Below are 24,031 nucleotides of genomic sequence, written 5' to 3'. Positions count from 1 at the left end.
GGCACCAACCCGAGGGTACTCCGTCTTCTCATCCTTACGAACGCTTCAGCAATACATCCTGCTCATACTGTTTCACTTCGGACAGCCACTCTTCTCTGACAGGTACACCCATGCGTTCACAGTAATAATCCCACACCGCTCCAAACGGATAGGACTTAAACTCTTCCGATATCGCCAGGCGGGTCGTATAATCGCCTTCAAGTTCAGCCTGCTTCAGCTTATCGACAGGCTCCAGCTTGGCACGCAGCAGCGTCTTAATCGTATTTCGGGTCCCGATAACCCACGCTGCGATGCGGTTAATGCTGGCATCAAAAAAGTCCAGTCCGATATGGGTAACTTCCAGCAGGTTATTGCGAACCAGCTCGCGTCCAATCTCGATCAGTTCATCATCCATGATGACGACATGGTCGCTGTCCCAGCGCATTGGCCGGCTGACATGGAGAAGAAGTCCATCGGTGAAAAGAGCAAGCGACGACAGTTTGCCAGCAATGCTCTCGGTTGGGTGGAAGTGGCCCGCATCCAGGCAGATCAGCTTGTTGTTTCGAATGCCGTACCCCATATAAAACTCGTGGGAACCCACAACATAAGCCTCAGAGCCTAGTCCGAACAGCTTGCTCTCGACGGCATCGAGGTTCCATTGCGGATTCATTTCTTCAGCAAAAATCTCATCCAGGGCATCCTTCAGCCGCTGCCTCGGCGCCATTCGGTCTACCGGCATATCCTTGTATCCATCCGGAACCCAGATATTCGTTACACAGGTTTGACCCAGCTGTTCCCCGAAGTAAGCCCCGATTCTTCGAGACGCCTTGCAATGCTCAATCCAAAATTGACGGATCGCTGGATCGGCATGACTCAGCGTAAATCCATCCTTCGATTTGTCGTGGGAGAAGCAGGTCGGATTAAAATCGAGGCCAATGCCTTGCTCCTTGGCCCATTCCACCCAAGACTGGAAGTGCCTCGGCTCGAGCTGATCCAAATCAACGGACTCGTCGGTATCCGCGTAGATTGCATGAAGGTTCACTTTGTGGGATCCCGGAATGAGCGACATCGCTTTTTCCAGATCGGCCCGCAGCTGATCCGGCGTACCTGCAGCCCCGGGATATTCCCCAGTCACGGAGATGCCCCCGGATAGCTCCTGATCGCGGAACAGAAATCCTCGGACGTCATCTCCTTGCCAGCAGTGGATGGAGATTTTGATGCGCTCAAGTTCCGTCAAGATTTCGTCCACGTTGATGCCATGCTGCCCATAGAGCTTTTTAGCTTCTTCAAAGTTCCTTGCAACATCCTGCCTCATCACATATCCTCCCGTATGATGGATAGCCGGGTCATATTAGACCCAGCGCCCCACCTTAATAAGAAATCTTGATTCCTTGCGGTAGATGTGTCATACCTTCATTCGATTAACGAGTAAATGCAGCAGGTACCCCGCCGTCAATCGTCAGCATGCAGCCGGTCGTCTTCGAAGATCTTGATGATGCAAAGTAAGCGATGCCTTCGGCAATATCCTGCGGATAGATGTTGACAAGAAGCGTTGTGCGCTTACGATAATGCTCTTCCAGCTGATCGGGTTCAATCCCGTAAGCTGCTGCCCGCTCGTTTCTCCAGTTCGAATTCCAGATCGCGGAACCTTGCAGAATGGCGTCGGGCAGAATGGTGTTGACTCGGATGCCGTATTCTCCGCCTTCAGCAGCAATGCAGCGCGCCAGATGAGCCTCCAGTGCTTTTACAGAGCTGTATGCGGTCACGTTCTTGCCGGCATAGACAGAATTCTTCGATCCGACAAACACCATGCTTCCGCCAACGCCCTGTGTCTTCATCAACGAGAAGGCTTCCCGCGCAACCAGGAAATAACCTGTGCCCAGCACGTTCATGTTCAGGTTCCATTCCTTCAACGATGTCTCGTCAAACGGGCTGGATGTTGCAAGGCCCGCATTGTTGACGATAATATCAACACCGCCATAAGTGATGGAAGTTTCTCGATAGGCGCGCTCCACCGCCTCTTCGTCGGTTACATCCATCTTAACAGCAAATGCCCGATTCTCCCCGTATTTTGCGTTGATCTCCTCGGCAACCTGCTGCGCCCCTTCCAGGTTCAAATCCGCCAAAACGACATGCGCGCCTTCTGCTACTAGCCTCCGGGCTGTGGCACTTCCGATACCGCCTGCTCCCCCGGTAATAAAAGCGATCTGGCGGGAAAACTCCGCCTCAGCCGGTGCAAGACTCAATTTATACAACTCAAGCGGCCAATACTCCACGTTGTAGGATTCATTTTCACTCAGGGATACAAAATTGCCCAGGGCCGTCGCACCGCGCATGACCGCAATCGCCCGATGATACAGGGCGCCGCTGACTTGCGACATCGCCCAGCTCTTGCCTGTGTTGATCATTCCGATGCCGGGAATAAGAATGACGCGCGGAGCCGCCTCGAACATGACGTCCCCTTCATGATGGTTGCGTTCAAAATAAGCTTTATACTGCTCTTTGTAAGCAGCAATCCCATCGATAAGCTTTGCCTTAAGGCCTTCCACATCATCGGCGTCAGGTGTCCAGTCGATGAAGAGAGGAACTACCTTGGTATGAACCAGATGATCGGGGCAAGCTGCGCCTACCTGGGACAGCTTCGGCGAATCGGCACCGCCGACAAAGTCCAGTACATCATCTTGATCGTCGAAGGAGAGGATCATTTTCTTCACGTCGCTGACGGCGCCGCGAACAGCAGGCATCACTTTAGCAGCGATGCTGCGACGCACTTCCGATGCAAGCGGTGTATGCTTCCGGCCGCCGAACAGCTTGTCGTTATCTACTCGAGCTTCGATGAAAGCTTCCGCTTCACTAATGATACGAATCGTTTGCGCGTAACAGGCTTCCGATGTATCGCCCCATGTGACAAGCCCATGCTTCTCCATCAGTACCAGCTCGGCCTTCGGATTAGCCAACACCCCTTCGGCAATCATCTTCGACAAGGTAAATCCGGGACGAACGTAAGGAACCCACACAAATCGGTCGCCAAAGATCTCCCGTGCTAATTCTTTGCCGTTATGGGCGCAGCATAAGCTGATAATGGCATCCGGGTGGGTATGGTCCACATGCTGAAACGGCAAGAAAGCATGCAGCAGCGTTTCAATGGATGCGCGCGGGTGCTTCGCATCGACCATGCAATGCCCCAGATAAGCCACCATTTCCTCATCCGACATCGAATCCCTTTCGAATAACGGCCGAATATCCTCCATGCGCAAGCCTGTGAAATTGCCCGATTTCATGGTAGCCAGATCGGAACCGCTGCCTTTCACGTACATAACCTCAATGTCTTTGCCGCGAAAATCCTGAATCGTTGTTTTGCTGGATGTGTTGCCGCCGCCCCAGTTGCATACGCGCCGGTCGGAACCGATCAAATTCGAACGGTAGACGAGCTCATCCAATGTATGTTGTGCCTGCTGTGCCTTTGACTGTTCCCATAAGCTTTGAACCATGAAGCTTCCCCTCCGATTGACCCTATGAATTTGCTTTCATTTGTTTCCCATAATATCACGCCCGTTTGTCTTTGAATAGTGCATTTTCAAAAATAAACAAAGATTGATATGTGTTTATTCAGAATTCCATCTTATAAATCTGTTGCAAACAAAAAAACAGCCCTGCCAGAGTTACCTCTAAACAAAAGCTGCTAAATTACAATCTATGATGGGTCTGAGCCTGCGGCTGCCATTTGATCCGCCTTCGCAATTCCTTCCATTAAGGCATCACGAAAGGCGATTTCATCCTCATTGACATAACCCATAAATACAATTTCCGAAATGTCCTTATGGTTGAAAAAGATATTGGAATCTGCGGTCAGATTAACACTTGCTTCATCCCCGGCTTTAGTCCAGCCCAGAAATCATTCCGGGGTACAGGGTTCTGTTACATCCCCAGCCCGTTAAAGTCACCCCCATTCTCCTGTAAATTATAAACAATTCATCATTACGGAGAGGGTGTCATTCATATGAATCAACTTGCACGTGAAACGAGGAACTGGGCGTTCAAGCTGTATAAGCAGGAGACTTGGCTTTTGCTGACAGGGCTGCTCGGGTTTTTGTTAGCTGGAATATGCGGGATATGGGTATTGCTGAATGGGGGGGCTGTCTCGCCGGATGGAGATATCTCCAAAGCGTTTTCCTTCAACGCGGCTCTGGGGATCTTCATCGTATCAACCGCAATCATTTTGCCGGTTTCCGGTATGAGGACACGAAGCAAATCGTTCTACCGCTGGTGCTATATTCCGCTCGTTCTGTTCTCCTACTTCGCCGAAACCGTTCAAAATTTCCGCGGTGTCGATCCGCGATTCGTTCAGAACGGCTCGACCTTTGATCATGTCATCTCGACTATTTTCCCTGCCGTTGCGATGCTGCTTGTCGTGTTCTACCTGACCCTTGGCGCCCAATACTTCCGCAAGCGTGTAATAGAAGCCCATCCGGAACTCGGACTCGGCATTCGTTATGCCATGATCGCGGTGCTGGTATCTTTTGCAGCCGGCATATGGATCTCCATCAATGCGGGACGTTTTACCGGGATCGGCGGCAATATCATCTGGCTGCACGGACTAGGATTTCATGCGCTGCAAGCGATCCCTTTTGTGGCGTGGCTGTCCATGAGGAAATCCGTCAATCCTGCAGTTAAACCGATCCTCATCCATATTAGCGGTCTGGCATATTTGCTCGGATTAATCGCCATCGGATGGCAGACGTTTCTTGGATACTCCATCGCCGAATGGTCCTTGCTTCCAATTATGGCGGGCAGCTGTTTTCTCGTCGCATTCACGCCAGTTATATGGCTGCTCAGTCAGTCCAATGCAACCGCTGAACCTGTCCACCATGCCCAATCCACACGTAATGTATAAGACTTGCATAAGAAAAACGGCTATCGACGAACTTTCTCAGAAGACAGACCGCGTTTATAGGATGTTTTTCTTGCGATATCAGGAAGGCCCATGCTTCGAAGTTTATACTTTCTGATATCTAAAAAAAAACGGCTATCGACGAACTTTCTCAGAAGACAGACCGCGTTTATAGGATGTTTTTCTTGCGATATCAGGAAGGCCCATGCTTCGAAGTATATACTTTCTGATATCTAAAAAAAAGAGACAGTACTGGGATATTCCCACCTGTCTCTTCTATAAAAACACTGCGCCCGTGATCTAAATTCCTAGACGTTTAGATAAACAAGAACGGAATGAGGAACAACAGCGCTATGGCTTCCCAAGCAAACACATTGCCTCCCCAGCCGTATCCACCGTAGCCACCGTAGCCACCGCCGTAGCCGTAAGGTCCAAATGCGGATGTTTGCGCACCGCTTTTAGCTGACTTCGAAGACTTTTTGCCCTTTTTACCCTTTGTGGACAATGTATATACGGATGGGTTCGCAAATTCGAGTTCAAGGCCTCGATCATGTACACCGCGAATAGTCCCCACGACTTCTGTTCCATCACGCATGACAGCGCAAACGGTTTTGCCGACGTAACCTCTGCATCCTTCTGCCGAAATTGGTATTGGTTGCACTTATTTTCCCCCTCCCCAGCGTTTGTGTATTATATTCCGCCTGGGGAGAAGGCGGCAGAGATAGGTGTCCACATCTCCAAAAATCCGCCATTTAACCTCACTTAATCGCGCTAGCTTTTCGGTAGGCTCTAATCATTAAATCTTCGTCAACCGCGCCTTGAAACCGCTCAGATATCAGACCGTCCGGCGAGATGACGTAGGTGGTCGGATAGGCCACCACCTCGTACCGTCTGGTGCTTGCTCCGTTCTGGTCGTATAGGACAGGAAAGGTTAAACCGTTCTGCTCGACAAAAGACTGTACCTCACTCATGCTATTTTCCAGATGCGTCATATTTACAGCTAGTATTATCACGTTCTCATCCTGATGTTTATCGTAAAAATCCTGCATATAAGGCATTTCTACCTTGCAAGGCGGACACCAGGATGCCCAAAAGTTCAGAAGAACCGTTTGCCCACGATAATCGGACAGTTTGATCTCCTGCCCTTCCCGATTCATCAGCGTAAAATCCGGTGCGCGAAGCCCGGGCTTCAACCCTTCAGCAACGGCTTCGGGATTGTTTTTGTCATTCGGCGATACGAGTGCTTCTCGTTCGCTGACCGAGGTGGAAGCGAAGTCATAGATTGCCCACACGAAAAGAGCGCCTATGATGAGTTGCACCGCTCCATTTCTCCCTAATCCCAGGGTAAGAAAACGGGTGAGAGGAGAATGGAATTGAAGCCAGCTCATCGTCAGCAATGTACCGAATAATAAAATAAAGAATAAGGAAGAGTTTAGACCAGCCCCGTCCGCCCACAACCACTGAAATACATACCCGGCCCATCCGCTCGCGAATGCCGACAACAGAGCGGACTTCAGCAGTAGACCTGAATCTTTTCTATTCTTGTTCCAGCGCAGAGCTATGTAGATCAGGGATAGAACGACCCCAAGCCATATCCCCTTCGTTCCGCCCGTCATGTAAATAAGCGAGGTCGGATGCTGCAAGGTGCGGATCGGATCGAACACCAGCATCCCGAATTTCCATGAAATAAAACCGATGATAAGTACAGATAAATAGGTGTCCAGGATCCATTCCCGCTGCGGCATCTGACGCAAACGAATTCGAAGCGCAGCGAAACCAGCCGCCGCACAAATTAGAAAAATTACAATGTCGGCCCTCACCATAAAAGGACCTATCGGAATTATACTCAAATGCGAACCTCCTATGGTCGGCAAAGCAATTGTAAGCATCGCTATTACCCACCGGGGTATATCCCCATAATAGTAGATTCCCTCTCTAATGTAAACTCAAGCGGAGCACTTTTTAAGAGAAGGACCGAATCCGGTCAATGGAACTCCACAGCAGCGCCGTTTCAGTATGTGTTTTTCCGCCGATGACAATCTCTTTTCGTTTCAGTTCCTGGCCGCCCATATATTTATAAAAATGCTCAGCCTTATTGCCTTCCAACACCCAGACCAATAATGAACGATATCCTCTAACTTGCAGAAATTCCTTCAGCCTCGCAAACAGCAGCTTTCCCCAGCCCTTCCCCTGAAGCTCTTCCAAAAGATAGATCGCGTAAAGTTCTCCTTCATGAGAAATCTTCTGCTCTCGCTCCGTGCCGTAAGACATGAACCCGTATACCTCGCCATCTTCATCTGCAATGACCAGAAGTTGTTCGTCCTCCGGCATATTGGCAAGCTTCCAGCGCCAGCCTTCTATCCGATCCGCAGCAGACAAATTCTCTAAGAAGCTATCATCCACGATTCCTTTATACGTCGTTTTCCAGCTATTCACGTGGACGTTAGCGATGCCTGCAACATCATGTTCATTTGCGTGTCTAATATGCATAAACTTCCTCTTCCTCCTGCTCATATCTTTATCTCTATGTATTCGCGGACACGATCTGCGATCCTCTTTTTTATGAACGCTTCATCACTGATGACGCAATGCCCATTCCCGGCATACATATATCGAGATCGGTACTCCGAGCAGCTACCCATGGAAGGAGCGCATCTTGATGAATAAAGCATTGATACGGCTTGAAGATATCGGACCAGGCGGCTGGTATGAGACAGAGGAACAACAGGCGAAGCTGCTGGTCATCGCACAGTTCCTGCATCATCAACAGATCCCCTTTCACCTGGCCGTCATTCCGCGATATGTCGATCCGGTGCACCGTGTGGATCGATCGATAGATGATCTGCATGATGAAGCTTCCCTTCGATTTGCAAGGCTGCTACGAAGGATGGTAGCCCTTGGAGCCTCGCTAGGTATTCATGGATATACGCATCAGTACGGGGAATCGGTAAGCGGCGACGGATTCGAATTTGCTTATCCCGAATGTTGCGCCAATTGTCCTCCGGATGATCCGCCCGAGGCGCTCCATTCGCTCCGGCAGCTGCAGCAATCCTATGCTTATCAGCAGGTACAACGGGCTCATAAGATGTTTCAAGCGGCTGGTCTTACAGCGGTCTGGTATGAAACTCCCCACTATACCGCTTCATCTGTCCAGCGGCATATTATTGAGATTTGTAACGGCATCCTCTATGAATCTCCGCCTTCCAGCCCGGATGCAAGGAGAGCCGCACTCCAGCACACCCCGGACGATCCGATGACAAACGGAACGATCTACGTTCCCACTCCGCTTTATTATGTGGCAGGTGACAAGATCGAGGAAGAAGTCACTCGTATGGAACGGACATTACAGGATTTCACAGGCGATCGTGAACTGGCCTCGTTCTTCTACCACCCCTATCTCGAATTCCCCTATATCCGTTTCCTTGCTGACGGCACTGTACATTATGAAGAGCATTCGCCTCTTAGAAGAATCATTCAGTCCTTTAATAGGGAGCGTAAATCGTTTGTGACCATAACCTCAATCTTGCCCTTCATACCGGATTTCAGGGAAACCCGATGGCAGGACAGGATGACCATGAAACTCCCTAAGTTTCTGCACGCCACGAGAAAAGAGCAGCCGGATCGATGGATCGTCCGGGACGAGGCCAACAACTTATGGTACGACGCTACTTTTGGGGTCTTGTCCCCCATTAAAATCCATAATGGCATACAGTATATACGCCCGCTGTTGGCAGGCTGGCCGCTTTACCCCGGTGGGACTGCGATGGCAGGCGATTATGATGGAGATGGCAGCGTCGATGCGGCTGTATGGCATGCGGAGCTGGGGATTTGTGAGGTTGCCTTGGGTTCAGGGAGCCGTTTAGTACCATCGGGTCATTGGCTCTGTGAATTTGGAGCCGTGGACTGGAAAGCCCTTACGGGGGATTTGGACGGGGACGGCAGACATGATTTATTTCTATGGGACCCTGTCACAGGAAAAGCCGCCATTGCTTATAGCTCCGGGTGTCATTTTTATTCTCCCCTAATTCAGCATGAGGTTTCCGTACAGGGTGAAGGCGTGATTCCCTCCATAGGAGATGTGAATGGCGATGGTCTGGATGACCTGGTTGTGTGGAACTCCGACTCAGGCACATGCCGGGTCTGGTTAAGCAGCGGAAAACAGCTCGTGGACGCCGGAAATTGGCATTCTGACAAAGATTCCATCAGTTCACCCATATCTGTGATGTTAGGTGACGTGGATGGGGATGGGCTGAAAGATTTGATTCTCGTTGAACATATCGCAGGGAAATGGCTCGTTCTCTATAGCTCGGGAACCGCCTTCGGGCGGCAGGAAGAACGGTTTGGGCCTTGGGTTGCCGGTGAATCAATGACACCTCTCATTGGCGATCTAACGGGCAATGGCCGTGTCAGTCTGCTGGCATGGTCTCCGAATCGGCTCGGCGGAACCTTGGACGCCGCCATCAATTCCAGGGACCGGACAATCGGATAAGGACATGATATACTTCTATACAACATAATCAGGTTTATTCAGAACTCCCGTAATATGCGGTCTGTCTTCTGAGAAAGTACGTCGATGGAAGTTATTCTTATAAGTTCTCATCTCTATACTTATTTCTATGTTCGGAGGAGAAATCATGTCATCCAAAAGCGAAAACCATACCAACAGCAACACAGCCAGTCCATCCCCCCCAGTCAAAATCGTGAAACCCAAGCTCCCCAAGCAGCTTGAGTCTATGATTCTATCCGATGCCGGCGTTGACGATGAATCCTCGTTCATTCAATCCACTTGTCAGGACGAGACCCTGTCTTATATTTCAGCCGACAAGGTTCAATTCGATCAAATGATATTCCATAACGTTACGTTCCAGCACGTCACGCTCCACCATGCCGAACTAACGGATCTGGTATTTAACCATTGCGACTTGTCCAACGTAGATCTCAGTGAGGCCATTATGTACCGCGTACAATTCAATCATTGCAAAATTCTGGGGCTCGACTTGACGGCAGCCACCATCCGTAATGTCGTCTTCGATCATTGTACGGGCGACTACGCTACGTTCCGTTTTGCTAACATGAAGCAGGTGTCCTTCCAATCCACCTCCCTCGTAAAGTCGGACTTTTATCATTCCGAATTAAGCAAGGTGGAATTTGTGGATTGTCAGATCGACCAATCGCAGTTCTCCGGTACGAAGCTTGCGGGGATCGACTTAAGCCGAACCGATTTCCATAATATTGGCGTGACCCTAGAGGATCTTCAAGGATGCATCATTTCACCGCATCAAGCCATCCCGTTAACCAAAATATTCGGTCTAGTCGTCAAAGAATGACCGTAAGTTATATGTGCCTAAATCATCGAGTTCGTTCGTTTATATGGAGAACGTATCCGTGCATAGCATAAAGCGGCTTACACCGTGGTCCGTTGGACCTTTCGGGTTAAGCCGCTTTTTAGATCATCCTGTTATTGATCAAGAGTATACTTCTGCAAATCCAGCGGCAGCGGTGCCGGGATGTCACAGGTGCTGACCATCTCATAGCGCTTGCCTTCATCGGAAGCATCATGGAATCCCCACATAGCTTCAAGCACATGGTAGGCAAGCTCGCCACTCGCACGGTGAGCTCTCCCGCTGCGGATAGCATAGGCCATATCCGCTGGGCCGATCCCTCTTGTATTCTCGTTATACCCCGGAAGCAATGGTTCTTCCGTCCACTCGGTTTCTCCGGTCAACCGATATTGAACCGAGCCGCCAAAGCCGTTGGGATCTGGGACGAGCATTGTACCCTTGGTGCCGTAGATTTCAATATTAGGAAGCGTGCTCCCTCCAAATACATCAAAACTCGTAATCAGCGTGCCAATCGCACCGTTATGAAACTCCATAAGTCCAGCCACGTGAGTAGGAATGTCCACCTGAATCTTCTGACCCTGTTTCTTCTCACTGGTAATCGTCCGCTCCGTAAGGGCCGTTCCGGTCATGCCGCTAATACGGCGGATGGGTCCCAGCAGCTGAACCAGCGCTGTCAGGTAGTAAGGCCCCATGTCAAACATCGGACCACCGCCAGCGGCATAATAAAATTCCGGATCAGGATGCCAATGCTCGTGTCCGCGGCTCATCATAAATGCGGTCGCTGCAATCGGCTTGCCGATGCGTCCGTCTTCAATGAGTTTCAGTGCCGTTTGGATACCGGCTCCAAGGAATGTCTCAGGAGCGCATCCGGCAAGCAGCCCTTTGGACGCAGCCATATCCAGCACCGCCTTACCCTCTTCTCGGGTCACGCCAAGCGGCTTTTCCACGTACACATGCTTGCCGGCTTGCAGTGCATCCAGCATAATTTGCGCGTGAAGTGCAGGTATCGTCAGATTAATGACCAGCTCAATCTCCGGATCTGCAAGCAGTTCCTCGGTAGTGTATACATTCGGGATATTATACTTGGAAGCCTGTTCCTCGGCACGCGCACGATCGATATCCGCACAAGCCGTCAGCTCCAGGATATCGAACTTATGGCAGTTTTCCATATATATGCCGCTGATTTTTCCGCAGCCGATGATGCCAACCTTTACTTTCTTCATGATCCAAGTCTCCTTCTGCCTTATTGGCTGTCTCCCATGCCTGTGTAGCTTTGACCTTCCGTAAACACACTCATGTCCGAACCCGAATACAACGCTTTGCCTTCAGCAGCCCAGAGCAATCCCCTGCGCATCATTTCCTTCACCTGCGGCATATCGACGATATCGGCATGATGGCCGAGGGAATTGTAATAGACCCGTCCATATCCCCAGCGCTTCGTCCACGCCACTGGCATGTCGACCGCTTTGTTAAGCAGGTGCGGTCCGGCCGCAACTGGAAAACGAGTGGTTGCCAGCACTTCAACGGCCGGATCCACATGCAGATAATACTGCTCGGAGGCCACCGTGAAATCCTGCATTCCTGCTACCAGCGGACTGGAGCTCGATTTAATCTCAACCCGGTATTTCACGCCGTCGTTGCCTGGATGCGCAACCCAGTTTCCTCCTGTCATGAACTGCCAATCCACATTGTTGCGGAACGAATCACACATACCGCCGTGGCAGCCCGCCAAACCGGTTCCCTTCTGTACGGCAAGCGATACGTTCTCCACCTGCTCCTTCGATATTTCGCCCATCGTCCATACCGGCACGATCAGATCCAAGGATTGAAGCTTCTCTGCATCATTAAAAGCATCCAGCGTGCCGGATACTTCTACCTCATATTGCTCATCCCTAAGCAATTCCGCGAATATGCCGGCAACCTGCTCGGGTTCATGTCCGTCCCAGCCGCCCCATACAATTAAAGCCTTTTTCATGATGATAGCACTCCTTTTTTATGTGTCCGGCCAAGATTGGCCGAATGACTTGATTACATTTCCGACAGCTGCACCCAGCGGCGCTCTTCAATGGATTTATCCACGGCTTCCAGCACTGCCTGGCATTTCACGCCATCCTCGAAATTGGGCATAGGCTGCCTTCCCTCGGATATAGCGGTCGACAGCTCCAGAATTTCATGCGTAAAGGTGTGCTCGAAACCAATCGTATGTCCCGGAGGCCACCATGCTTCCATATAATCGTGAACGGGATCGGTTGCGAGTACGCGGCGGAAGCCCTGAACATCCTCAGCGTCGGATGTAAAGTAAACCTCCAGCTCATTCATCCGTTCAAAATCGAATTTAACACTGCCCAAGCTGCCGTTGATCTCGAAGGAGTTGGTGCTGCGGTGACCCGCAGCAAAGCGGGTCGCCTCAAAACTGCCCAGCGCCCCGTTCTCAAAGCGGGTCATGAACAGCGTAGCGTCATCTACCGTCACTTTCCCCATGGGACCGCCTGTGCTTCCTTTTGCGCTTAACCCGGTCATCTCGCTGGCAATAGGACGCTCCTTGATAAAGGTTTCGCTCATTCCAATCACTTCCTGCATATCGCCGACCAGATAATGGGCGAGATCGATCAGGTGAGCTCCAAGATCCCCGTGCGATCCGGATCCGGCCACTTCCTTCTGCAACCGCCATACCAGCGGAAACTGCGGGTCCATGATCCAATCCTGCAAAAACCAGGCGCGAAAATGATAGATCTGACCCAATCTTCCACCTTCAATCAGCTTCTTGGCCAGTCTTACGGCTGGTGAAAATCTATAGTTAAATCCGACCATATGGGTGACTCCCGCTTCTTGCGCTGCCTGCAGCATCTCTCTGGCGTCCGCCAGGGTCAAAGCAAGCGGCTTCTCGCAAAATATATGCTTGCCCGCCTTGGCCGCGGCAATGGCAATCTCCTTATGGGCATCGCTTGGAGCATTGATATCGATCAGATCGATATCTTCCCGATGGACAAGCTCCTTCCAATCGGTAACGCTTTCACTCCAGCCCAGCTGAAGCGCCGCTGCTTGAACGGCCGACACATTACGGCCGCAGATTGCTACCATTTCTGGCTTCAGCGCCTCCGGAAAAAACATCGGGAGGCTCCGGTACGCATTGCTGTGGGCTTTACCCATAAATTTATAACCAATCATGCCGACACGTAATTGTTTCATCCTTCATTCCTCCTTGAATAAGGGTTCATTGATTTCGATGAAGCGAAGATGTACGGATTACCAGGCGAGTTGAAAGTTGGCGATGAAGCACCGCGTTCGTTACGTTACCTTCTGGCAAATCGGAGGCTTCCAGCATCCGAAGCACATGCTCCGCAGCAAGGCATCCCAGTTCATAGAACGGAACTCTCACGCTGGTAAGCGGCGGAGTACACAGCTCGGCGGCATCCGAATCGTCATACCCGACAAAGGCAGGCATTCGTTCTTCTGAAATGCCTAATGCCCGCAGTCCCTGCTGAAGTCCAATCGCCATGCGGTCATTGGCGGCAAATACGGCTTCAATCCGGTCCAACTTCCCGGCGATTAACTCGGCTGCGGCATAACCGCTTTTGCGGCTGAAGTTGCCTTCGAACAGCAAGGATTCATCCAGCACGATTCCCGCTTCATTCAGTGCCCGGGCGTACCCCTTCAACCGGTCGCGACTGTTGGAATACTGAGGCGGCCCATTCAGAAAAGCAATCTTCCGGAATCCCTCCTGCGTCAAGTGATGAACCGCTTGATAGCTTCCATCCACATGATCGGCATCCATAACGTGAAACGCCTCGCCGTCAAAGTATTGATTAATCAGGCAATAGGGTTGATTCGCTTCGCTCAGCTGTTTGATGGCCGCACGTTCGCCTTCATCATCCCGGGCGCCCAGAATAATGCAGGCATCAACTTTCTGGGTTCGGAACAGGTTCAAGTAGTCCATCGAACCGCCGGGCTCGCGGAACAGCATCAACAGGTCATATTGACTCTCCAACGCCTTACTGCCAATACCGCTCAATATTTCGGAAAAATAGTAAGCGGAGAATATACGAGCCTTCGGCAGATAGGGCATGACGACGCCCAGGTTACCGCTTCTTCGGCGGGCAAAACTTCGGGCAAGCGCACTCGGGGTATACCCGAGCTGATCCGCCGCTTCCAGCACCCGCTGCTTGGTCTCCTCCTTGATTGGTCCGACCCCGTTCAGTACACGGGATACCGTTGCTTCCGAAACGCCGGCAAGCTGTGCAACTTCTTTACGACTAGCGATATTCATCAAGCCTCCTGCAATTTATGTACGCGCGTACATTTTCTCATGGAGCCTTTCTGTTGTCAACCGCCTTAATCTAATTTCATGTATAATAGGGCGCCAAGAAACGCTGCTGCGGTTCTCCATGATCCTGATGCCGATCCTCGGCGGTACCATCATGCTTCTGCGATAATCTCATACTGCTTCTAGAATTAGAGCGTCCGCATCCCTTATCCTTTGTTGCGAACGTTCTTTTTCTGTCCTCCAGATATCCTCCGATTTCATGCAGCAAAATTGTTCTTGCACCATCATTTGAGATATGCAATAATCATCTCCAGACACTTATTAAACTCGTTTAAAAAGGTGAGGAAGTGGTGATGACAACGCGCAAAGAAGCTTTACCCACACCGCAATCCATGAAATACGCCGTGCGGCGCGCGCTCCGCTCTTCCCTGCTGGAGCTCGGCAGTGGAACCAAAGCGGAGCTAAGTGATCGGCTCGGCATCAGCTTTCCTACAGTGAGCAAAGTTCTGGAACAGATGGCGCAGGAAGGCGAGGTCACCCTGCTCGGACTGGATGAGTCCAGTGGCGGCAGGCGTGCAAACCGCTACGCTTTTAACCCGGACTATATGCTGGGTCTCGCCGTTTATTATGAGAAGGAGCAGAGCGTATATACCATTTTTAATTGGAACGGCGATCTGATCGAAAGGAAAGCTGAAGACGGCATACTCCAGCTTGGACCGGAAGCGCTGGCTTCCCAGCTAGGAAGCTGGATCCATCGTTATCCGAAGATCCGCTCGATTGCGGTCGGCATGCCGGCTGCGGTGCGAGATGGCGTCATTTTTCACGTACCGCTGTACGGGACATTCCAAGATTACGACCTCAAATCTTACCTGGAGAACCTGTTCTCCATTCCTGTCATCGTGGAGAATGACATGAATGCGGCCGTGCTTGGCTATCAGAATCTGAGCCGCTCGGAGGAGGCTTCCCTGGTATACGTGTATCTCGGACATAATGGACCGGGGGCGGGACTGCTGATCAACGGAAACGTCGTTCGGGGCAGGTCGTTCTTCACGGGTGAGATCGGCTATGTACCGATGAGCAAAGACAACAATTTTCATGATGTATTGGACCGTAAAAGTTCCGTCATGAGCAGTCTCATCGAGCCGGATGAGGAGCAAATCGATGCGTTAAGCCGATTAAGCGCCGCCTTCACCGCGATTCTCAATCCGGATGCCATTCTGTGGTGTGAGCATAACCTTCTGCCCTCCACCCTGCTCTCCGTTAAAGACCGGGCTTCCGCCTACGTACCGGAGCGGCATCTGCCCGAAATGCTGCTTCGCGAGTGGGAACATGACTATATAGCCGGCCTGCAGCGGCTTGCTCTGGATATGATGATATCCGATACTAGTGCAATGTAAAATTCAACGATGACGATTGGGGAATAACCGTGAATACAGACCTTCAAACGAAAGCAAAACCTAAATTCAGCAAAGACTACACCCTTCATTTGGCAACCATCTTTCTCGGCTTTATCATTTTCGGAATATCGGAAAATATAAAGGGACCCGCCATTCCAAGAATTCAATTCGACTTCAACCTGGATGAAATGCAGATCGGTACCTTGCTATCGCTGAACGCGCTCGGGTACTTGATTGCCTGCTCTTTCACCGCGCTGTTAACCCGGAAGATCGGGATCAAGTGGGTCAGCATGGCTGCCTTCGGTTCGATGGCTCTCTCGGGTGTGTTCATCTTCCTGTCCCACAGCTACCCAATGTTTACCGCGTCCTACTTCTTCATGTACATTGGAAACGGCATGCTGGAGATCGGCCTCGCCATATTGGCGGCCCGGATCTTTGTGCGAAACACAGGCACGATGATGAACCTGTCCCATTTCTTCTACGGAATTAGCTCAACCGTGGCACCAATGATTGCATCCGGCCTCATGACCGTAAGCGTGTTTAATTACACGCTGGACTGGCGGGGTATGTATCTGGCCATGCTGATGTTATCCGTACTGCCGATGATCCCGGCACTCATGAGTAAGTTTCCCGGGGACGATCTATCCGAAACGGAACGAACTCCGCTCAAGTTATTAGTTAAAGATCCTGCGCTGTGGCTGGTCGTCATGATTCTTTCCTTCGGCGTTGTATCGGAGATGGCCGTTGGCGGTTGGCTCGTAAACTTTCTTGAAAAATCGTACAAATGGGAACCTACGGCTGCAGCCGGGATGCTGTCCGCCTTCTTCCTCTGCTTCTCGGCAGCACGCCTGCTGCTTGGCCCGATAACGGATCGGATCGGCTTCACGCTGTCCATCATCATCCTGTCCGCGCTGACCGGAGTATGTACATTTGTCGCAATCTTTGGCGGGGAATCCTATGCCTTCCTGTTTGCGGCTGCCGGCATTGGAATTGCTCCGATTTATCCGACGGTCATGGCTCTAATTGCCAAAAGATATCCGAACGAGAGCGACACTGCGATTACGTTCATCGTCACCATGATGGGAATCGGCAGCGTTATCGGCAATTACGCGATCGGAGCAATCACGAACGGATTCAAGCAAATGTACGGCAGCGGAACAGAGCTCGGTTTGCTGCGCGGGCTGCAGGCCGGCTATGGCTTCATCGGATTGTGTGCCATCCTATGCTCACTCTTCGGCATCATTCTGTACCGTTATTTAAAAGTTCGTAAGCAATTGGTTTAATCCTATGAACACTAAAGTGAGCCCTCTCATGAGTACGAGAGGGCTCACTTTTATTCATTAATAACGTTTGTCTACCCACACCCTCATTAACCCAAGTCGGGTTGATCAACAAGTTCGATGCTTGCTGTTTCGGTATGATGCAGCTCAAACACCAAGATCTCATTGCGCCCCTGCTTCAGCAGCGGTCCAGGCAGATAAAGTGCTGCTTGCGGTCCTTGTTCCCAGTAACGCCCCAGGTTAAATCCATTAACCCAGACGACCCCTTTTCCCCATCCGTCCAAGCGGAGAAACGTATCGCCAATGTCATCCACCGAGAATTCACCCCGATAGAAGGTAGGGCGATCCCGCTGTTCAAGCGGACCCGCAAGCGGTTGAAACGGTGCCGCATTCGGATTCTCAAGCGGCAAAGGATAGATGCTCCAGTCATACAGGAACTGGTTGTTCATCCGGACTCCCTCAGTGATCCCTTTAAAGTCCTTCAGCTTCGGGCCGTAATTGATACGCCCCATATTCTCGACAACGATCTCAAGCCGAGCACCGGCTGCCGGAACATCGATCTGCAGGGCTTGGGGATTCCAGCGTTCAACCGTTCCCTGATACTTACCGTCCAGGAATACCTGTGCCCGGTCATGCACCTCTTGCAGATACAGCGATTCTCCTTGACGAGGTCCGGAGATATCCGTTGCGTAAACGATGAAGCCATAACTTTGACCCAGCAGTTCCATCGGAACAGGTGTCGTACGTTTCACCGGATCGGATAGAACTGACAGATGCTCCAGCAAGTCGGCATAATGCGTCATGCGAACCGAACCATAGCTCTTTTTCTTGACGGACTGAGGCAGACTTGGGAAATCCGAGAGCTCTTTCCCCTGATGCTTCGCAATCGCGCTGCGAATGGCCTCGTATTTAGCTGTTACATCCCCACACTCCGAGATAGGGGCATCATAATCGTAGCTAGTTATCGTGGGCTCATACTTCTCGTGAAAATTCGCCCCGTTATAAAATCCGAAATTCGTTCCGCCATGAAACATGTAGAAGTTCACGGATGCATTCAAGTCCAGCATCTCCTTGAACACGGCGGCAGCATCTTCCGCGTCCCGGGTATGATGGGGTTTCAACCAATGATCAAACCATCCATTCCAGTATTCCATGCACATCAGAGGGTCTTCTGCGCGATATTCCCGCAGTTTGGCAAAAGCTTCCTCGGTTCTTGAACCAAAATTGACGGTGGCAAGCACGCCTGGAACGGTTCCCCCTTGCAGCATCCCGTCGGTGGGACCATCCGAAGTGAACAGCAATACATCTACGCCCCGCTTGATCAAGCCATCCTTCAAATACTCCAGATATGCCGTATCATTACCGTAGCTCCCGTACTCGTTCTCGATTTGCATGGCAATCACCGGACCTCCATTGGAGGTTAATAACGGAACCAGCCGCGGAATCAGTTCATCATAATAATGGTCAACCTTCTCCAGATATACCGGATCCATGCATCGCAGATGGATATCCGGATACTGCAGCAGCCAGGACGGAAGCCCGCCAAATTCCCATTCTGCGCATATGTAAGGGCTTGGTCGAAGGATCACATGCAGCCCGAGATCGCCGGCAATTTGGACGAATCTCTCCAAGTCGGCGATACCATCAAACATAAATTGTCCTTCCTCAGGTTCATGCAAATTCCACGGAATATAGCTTTCCACGGTGTTCAACCCACAGCTTTTCAGCTTCATCAGCCTGTCTTCCCAATATTCCGGTACGATCCGAAAATAATGTATTGCACCCGACAGAATCTGGATCGGCTCATCCCCGAGCACGAACTGTTGATTAACCGCTTTCAATTGAGCTTTCATATCCTGTTTCCTCCCTGCTCGTATCATTTCGCTTTCTATTATCATCATCTATCAAAAGCTCGTGCTGCTCAATCTCCAAATGGATCATTCTTTATACCTTTTGTGCTGAATATTCAGAATCGCAAGCTCCTATTATGATAATATATATGGCATAATCACTGGAATTTTCGATGCCAAAGGAGCCGACCCATATGGATATCGCTTTTCGCTTCCCTAATATGATTCACACCCTTCAAGTAACAGGATGCCTTTTTGATTCCCATCCACCCGGATGGAGTTATCCGAGGCATCATCATCATCTGTTCGAGCTGCTGTACTGTCTGGAAGGCGAGGTCCTGCAGGAAATTCATCGGGAGTCCTTTACGCTGCGGCAAGGGGAATGGCTTCTGATCAAATCCGGAGTGCCCCATCAAACCTCCAATTTGGCGAGCGGGCCGTATGGATACTTCAACGTTCATTTTGATCTCGATGATCAGGAAATTCGGAGTTTATTGTCCGCCGCCCCTTACCGTCACATTCGCCAGCAGGAAAGCGAGCACAGCAATCTGAATGCATACGTTCAAGAGCTGGAGGGAATCGTTCGGCGCAGTCAGCCGGCAGCCCATTCGCTTCATCCGGAGAACCCGAGAGCTGAATACAATCTCACCTTTGAAGACAGGCTGCTGCTTCAGTCCTATACATTGCTCATCATCCACGATGTACTTTCACTTCTGAAGGTGCAGGATGAAGTCAAGCTGCCTTCGTCGACACAGGCTGCAGCAGGCTCGCATAAACCGTCTTCCTTGCATGCTGCCGATGCGGCGCATGCCATTGAAGAGAAATTATCATCAGGACTCACAGAGGAGATCTCTGTCGCAGCGGTATCCAAAGAGCTTAATTTAAGCCGCAGCCAATGCAGCAAACTGTTTCGCCAGGTTTACGGAATATCGCCAAGACAATATATCAGCCGTCAAAAGCTCACCCTAGCCAAGGAACTGCTGGTCACGACCCATCTGCCAATGACGGCGATCGCAGACAAACTCGGTTTTCGCTCAGCAAGCCATTTTTCAAGACAATTCCGCCGCTGGACTGGGCAGTCGCCAACCGAATACCGTCCCAGACACTAAATAGTGGAATTTGATTATTTTTAGTAAGTTACTTGACAATTAACAGCATAATTGAGTATGATACAATCTATAGTTTCAGCTATACAAAAGTTAGTTGATAACAATTAAAAACAAGGAGCTGTTACCATTCATGCGTAGTTATTCTTCTACGGGTACATTTATTATTCGAGTTATTCTGGGGGTCATCTTTTTGGCTCACGGTTTGGATAAATTCCAGAGCGGCATCGGAAATATCGAGGGCTTTTTCGCAAGTTTGGGTATCCCCGCATTCATGGCAACCGTTGTGGCCATTATCGAAATTGTAGGTGGTATTGCACTGATTATCGGTTTGGGAACAAGGATTGCCTCCCTTGTTCTTGGCGTCGTGCTTGTCGTTGCTATTTTTCAGGCCAAGCTGGGCATGGGTTTCCTAAATGGCTATGAATTGGATATAGCGCTGCTCGCAATGGCTGTCCACCTTGCCCTTAGCGGCAGCAGCCTGCTGTCAGTTGATTCATTGTTTAGCAAGAAGAACAAAGCCTAAAGCAAACGCAAAGGCTCGCCGTTAATCCGAGGCGCGACGACCTCATTTAAGAAAAACGTCTATCGACGTACTCTCAAAGAGGACAGACCGCGTTTAGCGGTAGTTTTTCTTGCGATATCAGGCAGCAGATCCTTCGAAGTTTCTATATCTTAAAAAAAGCCGTACCTGACGATCAGTCTCCCATGATCCTGATCCAGGTACGGCTCTTTTTATAACATGTTATGAAAAGTTGCTGCCGCCCGTTTCTGCCTCTAAAGCCGAATTCCTTTGCAATCTCAGGAGCGTAAACGACAACCCTGCGGATATCGCAATACAGATTGAACCTACAATGTACACCATGCGAATGCCGAGCGTATCCGCAACTAGACCAATTATAGCAATCGATAAACTCGTTACAATGGATAGCAAGATATCACGCGAAGCGTAAATTTTCGGCAGCATCTCTTGATTTACACTGGATTGGAGCGCGGTTTGCTGAGCCACATCCCGCAGCTGATAGGCCGGTCCCATTGCTATACACAGGATCAAAGCCACGATCGGGATACTGTTCAGGCCATACCATAGGGTAAGCAAACTGAACACCGCGGAACCTACGGCCATGCATGGAATCAGATTCTTCTGGATAAAGGAAGACAGCAGCAGCATCAGTAACCCACCCACAATGGCGCCTACATAATAACTGGCGTTAATGAATCCCCACCAAGCTTCGCCTTGATGCAGCACTTCTTTGACATACACCAGCGTGATCGCTCCTACCCAGATGGTTCCGGCAATCCCTTCAATCATATCCATCATCGTGACGATTCTTAATGTAGGATTTCTCCACAGGTAGAACCAGCCTTCACGTATCACTTCCCAGCTTGGTTTCGCTCGTCCAGCTGCAGCCGGTTCCTTCGCCTTCATGGAGCGCGCTGCGATCCAAAGGGAAAAGACGGATACCCAGATGAGTACACAGCTCATGATTAAAGTCGGCATATGTCCAAACCGTACAACTAGAAAGCCCGTAAAGGTATATCCTGCAATCTGCAAGGATTGGCTGGTCACGGATAGTGAGCTGTTGGCCTTAACCAATCGGTCAGGTGCAACTAGTCTCGGAACCATGGACTGGATGAGCGGGTTTCCCCATCCTTCGGTAAAAGCAATGAACAAGATAAACATACATAGTATGGAAACCTGAGATGATATGGATGGAAATGCAATGACCAATGCGGTTAACAACAGAGCTTTCATGACTTGAAGCCTTACCAGAAGCTTGGAGAAGCCGAATTTCTCCATGACAAGCGGAGCCGTAAGACCGGCGACAAACCGTGCGACTGCGTTAAACAGCGGGAACAACGCGGCAATAAAGGCCGATCCGGATTCTTGATACATAAAGGTAGTCAGTACCATAATGTAGACAACGCCTGCCAGCGAAATGCTCGAGTGCGCGGTCCAGTAGTATAGAAAGCCTCCTCTTTTCATGTTCACACCCTATCCTGATGATCTTTTTTCTAATAGTCATAACATAGGTTGCAAGTTTCTGTAAAGATAATGGAAGTTCTCCCATACTAAAAAGGCCTGCTCCCACGATCCATCCATGAGAGCAGGCCTGACTATAATTTGCTATGAAGCGCTACTGGCAACGGGCCAACGGTCTTGCCCCGGATAAGGGCATCGCTTGTCTTTCAGCTTTGCAGTGATCTGTACGATGCAGCCGCACAGCGTGCACGTCGTGTTCCCTTGCAGCTTTGGACAAGAGAAGCACGCACGCAGACGGGCGTCATACTCACCATCCGACACGCACCGGTCAGACGCAAACATGGGAGATGATAGGACGCGTGTAATTTGTTCATCGTTAACCTGGTAATCGTCATGACAACCTTTACACCGATTATCCGCCATCACCTTCGTTTATCCTGCCGTGATCTCGAGAACGGTAACGGACATCGGTGCAAGCTTCGCACGCAGAACGTCGCGTTCCTGTTCAAATGCATGGAATGTTGTTGGCCTCAGGGTCTCCGGCGATTCAAAGGTGTTATGAGCGTCCAGCGAATCGGAGGCAAGCTGCTGGCCTACGATCTTAGACACCTCACCGTTTAATCCCCGAAGCTGAATCGTCACGTCACTTTGATCCGTGTGGCTCACATTACACAGGCTCACATGGATTTTGCCAGCTTGATCCTTCGAGGCCGTTACGGATACTTGCGGAATCTTCTCGCCGTCCATCTCGTAATCGACGCCGCTGTAATTGGTTGCCAAACGTTCTGCATCCTGATGCACTTTATACATATCAAACACATGATAGGTCGGAGTCAGGATCATCTTCTCGCCTTCGGTCAAAACGACGGACTGAAGGACATTGACAACCTGAGCAATGTTCGCCATGACCACCCGATCATTATGCTCGTGGAAGATATTCAGCGTTAACCCCGCCACCAAGGCATCACGGATCGTATTCTGCTGATACAGGAAGCCCGGGTTAGTGCCAGGCTCTACATCAAACCAGGTCCCCCACTCGTCTACAATGAGGCCTATCCGCTTGTTAGGATCATACTGGTCCATGATCGCCGAGTGTCTGGTAATCAATTCATCCATATGAAGCGCCTTCTTCATCGTGGTGAACCATTCCTGTTCGCTGAAACCGGTAGCAGGTCCTTTACCGGTCCAGAATTCGCCCGGAATCGTGTAATAGTGAAGACTGATGGCATCCATAAACGGATGAGCTTCTCTCATCACGGTTTCCATCCAGCGGTAATCATCGACGTTCGGGCCGCAGGCAATCTTGTAAATCTTGTTATCGCCATAGTTGCGAACATAAGTCTGATAGCGTCTGTACAGGTCCGCATAATATTCTGGCCGCATATTGCCTCCGCAGCCCCAGTTTTCATTCCCAACGCCAAAATATTTCACGTTCCAAGGCTTCTCGCGGCCATTCTCCTGACGCCACGCAGCCATCGGCGACACGCCATCGAAAGTCATGTATTCAACCCATTCCGACATCTCCTGCACGGTACCGCTGCCAACATTGCCGGATATGTAAGGTTCGCAACCCAAGAGCTCGCAAAGACGCAGGAATTCGTGCGTGCCAAAATGGTTGTTCTCTACAACGCCGCCCCAGTGCGTATTGACCATTTGCTTCCGATTCTCGCGCGGACCGACGCCGTCCTTCCAGTGGTACTCGTCAGCAAAACAACCGCCGGGCCAGCGCAGCACCGGTATGTTAAGCTGTTTCAGCGCCTCCAGCACATCATTGCGGATCCCCTCCGTATTCGGAATCGGTGAATCCTCACCCACCCATATGCCCTCATAAATGCAGCGGCCCAGATGCTCGGAGAAATGACCATAAATATTGCGGTTGATTTTACCTTTGGATACATCCGAATGAATGGTAATAACATGACTCATGACTTATTCCGC

General features: G+C 50.6%; 20 protein-coding genes. 7 read left to right on the top strand and 13 right to left on the bottom strand.

Annotated features, from left to right (window positions below):
• Positions 1 to 34: 34 nt before the first annotated feature.
• Both rhaA and AB4124_RS21530 read right to left on the bottom strand, forming a co-directional pair.
• Positions 35 to 1,294: an L-rhamnose isomerase gene (gene rhaA / locus AB4124_RS21535; protein ID WP_441974110.1), complete on the bottom strand. Its 1,260-nt coding sequence runs from the start codon at positions 1,292 to 1,294 to the stop codon at positions 35 to 37.
• Between the two features lie 106 nt (positions 1,295 to 1,400).
• Entirely contained in the window at positions 1,401 to 3,470 is a 2,070-nt protein-coding gene (locus tag AB4124_RS21530; protein ID WP_441974109.1) for a bifunctional aldolase/short-chain dehydrogenase, read from the bottom strand.
• Between the two features lie 509 nt (positions 3,471 to 3,979).
• Here AB4124_RS21530 and AB4124_RS21525 point away from each other — a divergent pair.
• Positions 3,980 to 4,873: a hypothetical protein gene (locus AB4124_RS21525; protein ID WP_441974108.1), complete on the top strand. Its 894-nt coding sequence runs from the start codon at positions 3,980 to 3,982 to the stop codon at positions 4,871 to 4,873.
• A gap of 313 nt (positions 4,874 to 5,186) precedes the next feature.
• Here the strand turns inward: AB4124_RS21525 and AB4124_RS21520 are convergent, their stop codons facing one another.
• The 3 genes from AB4124_RS21520 to AB4124_RS21510 all read right to left on the bottom strand — a co-directional run bounded on the left by AB4124_RS21520 (position 5,187) and on the right by AB4124_RS21510 (position 7,360).
• Positions 5,187 to 5,531 (bottom strand): hypothetical protein, encoded by a 345-nt coding sequence (locus AB4124_RS21520; protein WP_430104862.1) that lies wholly within the window; start codon positions 5,529 to 5,531, stop codon positions 5,187 to 5,189.
• A 97-nt stretch (positions 5,532 to 5,628) separates the two neighbouring features.
• Positions 5,629 to 6,720, bottom strand: coding sequence for a redoxin domain-containing protein (locus tag AB4124_RS21515; protein ID WP_441974107.1), 1,092 nt, complete (start codon positions 6,718 to 6,720; stop codon positions 5,629 to 5,631).
• A gap of 112 nt (positions 6,721 to 6,832) precedes the next feature.
• Positions 6,833 to 7,360, bottom strand: coding sequence for an N-acetyltransferase family protein (locus tag AB4124_RS21510; RefSeq protein ID WP_430104866.1), 528 nt, complete (start codon positions 7,358 to 7,360; stop codon positions 6,833 to 6,835).
• Positions 7,361 to 7,529: 169 nt separating this feature from the next.
• Between AB4124_RS21510 and AB4124_RS21505 the strand changes: the two genes are divergently transcribed.
• Together AB4124_RS21505 and AB4124_RS21500 are read left to right on the top strand one after the other, a co-directional pair.
• Entirely contained in the window at positions 7,530 to 9,359 is a 1,830-nt protein-coding gene (locus AB4124_RS21505; RefSeq protein ID WP_441974106.1) for a DUF2334 domain-containing protein, read from the top strand.
• A gap of 145 nt (positions 9,360 to 9,504) precedes the next feature.
• Positions 9,505 to 10,197: a pentapeptide repeat-containing protein gene (locus tag AB4124_RS21500; RefSeq protein ID WP_441974105.1), complete on the top strand. Its 693-nt coding sequence runs from the start codon at positions 9,505 to 9,507 to the stop codon at positions 10,195 to 10,197.
• A gap of 131 nt (positions 10,198 to 10,328) precedes the next feature.
• On the opposite strand, the gene AB4124_RS21495 is transcribed toward AB4124_RS21500, so the two are convergent.
• The 4 genes from AB4124_RS21495 to AB4124_RS21480 are packed head-to-tail and all read right to left on the bottom strand — an operon-like array spanning position 10,329 to position 14,479.
• On the bottom strand, positions 10,329 to 11,435 hold the full coding sequence (locus tag AB4124_RS21495) for a Gfo/Idh/MocA family protein (protein ID WP_441974104.1): 1,107 nt from the start codon (positions 11,433 to 11,435) through the stop codon (positions 10,329 to 10,331).
• 20 nt (positions 11,436 to 11,455) lie between these two features.
• The gene (locus tag AB4124_RS21490; protein ID WP_441974103.1) at positions 11,456 to 12,187 is read right to left on the bottom strand and encodes a ThuA domain-containing protein; all 732 of its coding nucleotides are present in this window, start codon (positions 12,185 to 12,187) and stop codon (positions 11,456 to 11,458) included.
• A 53-nt stretch (positions 12,188 to 12,240) separates the two neighbouring features.
• Positions 12,241 to 13,401: a Gfo/Idh/MocA family protein gene (locus AB4124_RS21485; protein WP_441974102.1), complete on the bottom strand. Its 1,161-nt coding sequence runs from the start codon at positions 13,399 to 13,401 to the stop codon at positions 12,241 to 12,243.
• A gap of 25 nt (positions 13,402 to 13,426) precedes the next feature.
• Positions 13,427 to 14,479, bottom strand: coding sequence for a LacI family DNA-binding transcriptional regulator (locus AB4124_RS21480; protein ID WP_441974101.1), 1,053 nt, complete (start codon positions 14,477 to 14,479; stop codon positions 13,427 to 13,429).
• A gap of 350 nt (positions 14,480 to 14,829) precedes the next feature.
• Here AB4124_RS21480 and AB4124_RS21475 point away from each other — a divergent pair, with 350 nt between their 5' ends.
• Both AB4124_RS21475 and AB4124_RS21470 read left to right on the top strand, forming a co-directional pair.
• Complete coding sequence (locus AB4124_RS21475) at positions 14,830 to 15,873, top strand: ROK family protein (RefSeq protein WP_441974100.1); 1,044 nt, start codon at positions 14,830 to 14,832, stop codon at positions 15,871 to 15,873.
• A gap of 29 nt (positions 15,874 to 15,902) precedes the next feature.
• Positions 15,903 to 17,156, top strand: coding sequence for an MFS transporter (locus tag AB4124_RS21470; protein WP_076322031.1), 1,254 nt, complete (start codon positions 15,903 to 15,905; stop codon positions 17,154 to 17,156).
• Between the two features lie 86 nt (positions 17,157 to 17,242).
• Here the strand turns inward: AB4124_RS21470 and AB4124_RS21465 are convergent, their stop codons facing one another.
• Positions 17,243 to 19,006, bottom strand: coding sequence for a beta-galactosidase (locus AB4124_RS21465; RefSeq protein ID WP_441974099.1), 1,764 nt, complete (start codon positions 19,004 to 19,006; stop codon positions 17,243 to 17,245).
• A gap of 191 nt (positions 19,007 to 19,197) precedes the next feature.
• Between AB4124_RS21465 and AB4124_RS21460 the strand changes: the two genes are divergently transcribed.
• Together AB4124_RS21460 and AB4124_RS21455 are read left to right on the top strand one after the other, a co-directional pair.
• A complete protein-coding gene (locus AB4124_RS21460) occupies positions 19,198 to 20,112 on the top strand; it encodes an AraC family transcriptional regulator (protein ID WP_076322033.1) in 915 nt (304 codons plus the stop codon).
• Positions 20,113 to 20,242: 130 nt separating this feature from the next.
• The gene (locus AB4124_RS21455; protein ID WP_215153961.1) at positions 20,243 to 20,635 is read left to right on the top strand and encodes a DoxX family protein; all 393 of its coding nucleotides are present in this window, start codon (positions 20,243 to 20,245) and stop codon (positions 20,633 to 20,635) included.
• Positions 20,636 to 20,854: 219 nt separating this feature from the next.
• On the opposite strand, the gene AB4124_RS21450 is transcribed toward AB4124_RS21455, so the two are convergent.
• The 3 genes from AB4124_RS21450 to AB4124_RS21440 all read right to left on the bottom strand — a co-directional run bounded on the left by AB4124_RS21450 (position 20,855) and on the right by AB4124_RS21440 (position 24,019).
• A complete protein-coding gene (locus AB4124_RS21450; RefSeq protein WP_441974098.1) occupies positions 20,855 to 22,096 on the bottom strand; it encodes an MFS transporter in 1,242 nt (413 codons plus the stop codon).
• A gap of 141 nt (positions 22,097 to 22,237) precedes the next feature.
• Positions 22,238 to 22,516 (bottom strand): hypothetical protein, encoded by a 279-nt coding sequence (locus tag AB4124_RS21445; RefSeq protein WP_441974097.1) that lies wholly within the window; start codon positions 22,514 to 22,516, stop codon positions 22,238 to 22,240.
• 9 nt (positions 22,517 to 22,525) lie between these two features.
• Complete coding sequence (locus AB4124_RS21440) at positions 22,526 to 24,019, bottom strand: alpha-N-arabinofuranosidase (protein WP_430131144.1); 1,494 nt, start codon at positions 24,017 to 24,019, stop codon at positions 22,526 to 22,528.
• Positions 24,020 to 24,031 lie beyond the last annotated feature (12 nt).

It is taken from the genome of Paenibacillus sp. 2KB_20 (assembly GCF_052115765.1).
In the GTDB taxonomy this organism is placed as follows: domain Bacteria; phylum Bacillota; class Bacilli; order Paenibacillales; family Paenibacillaceae; genus Paenibacillus_AQ.
This window is presented reverse-complemented; position numbering and strand designations above follow the sequence as displayed.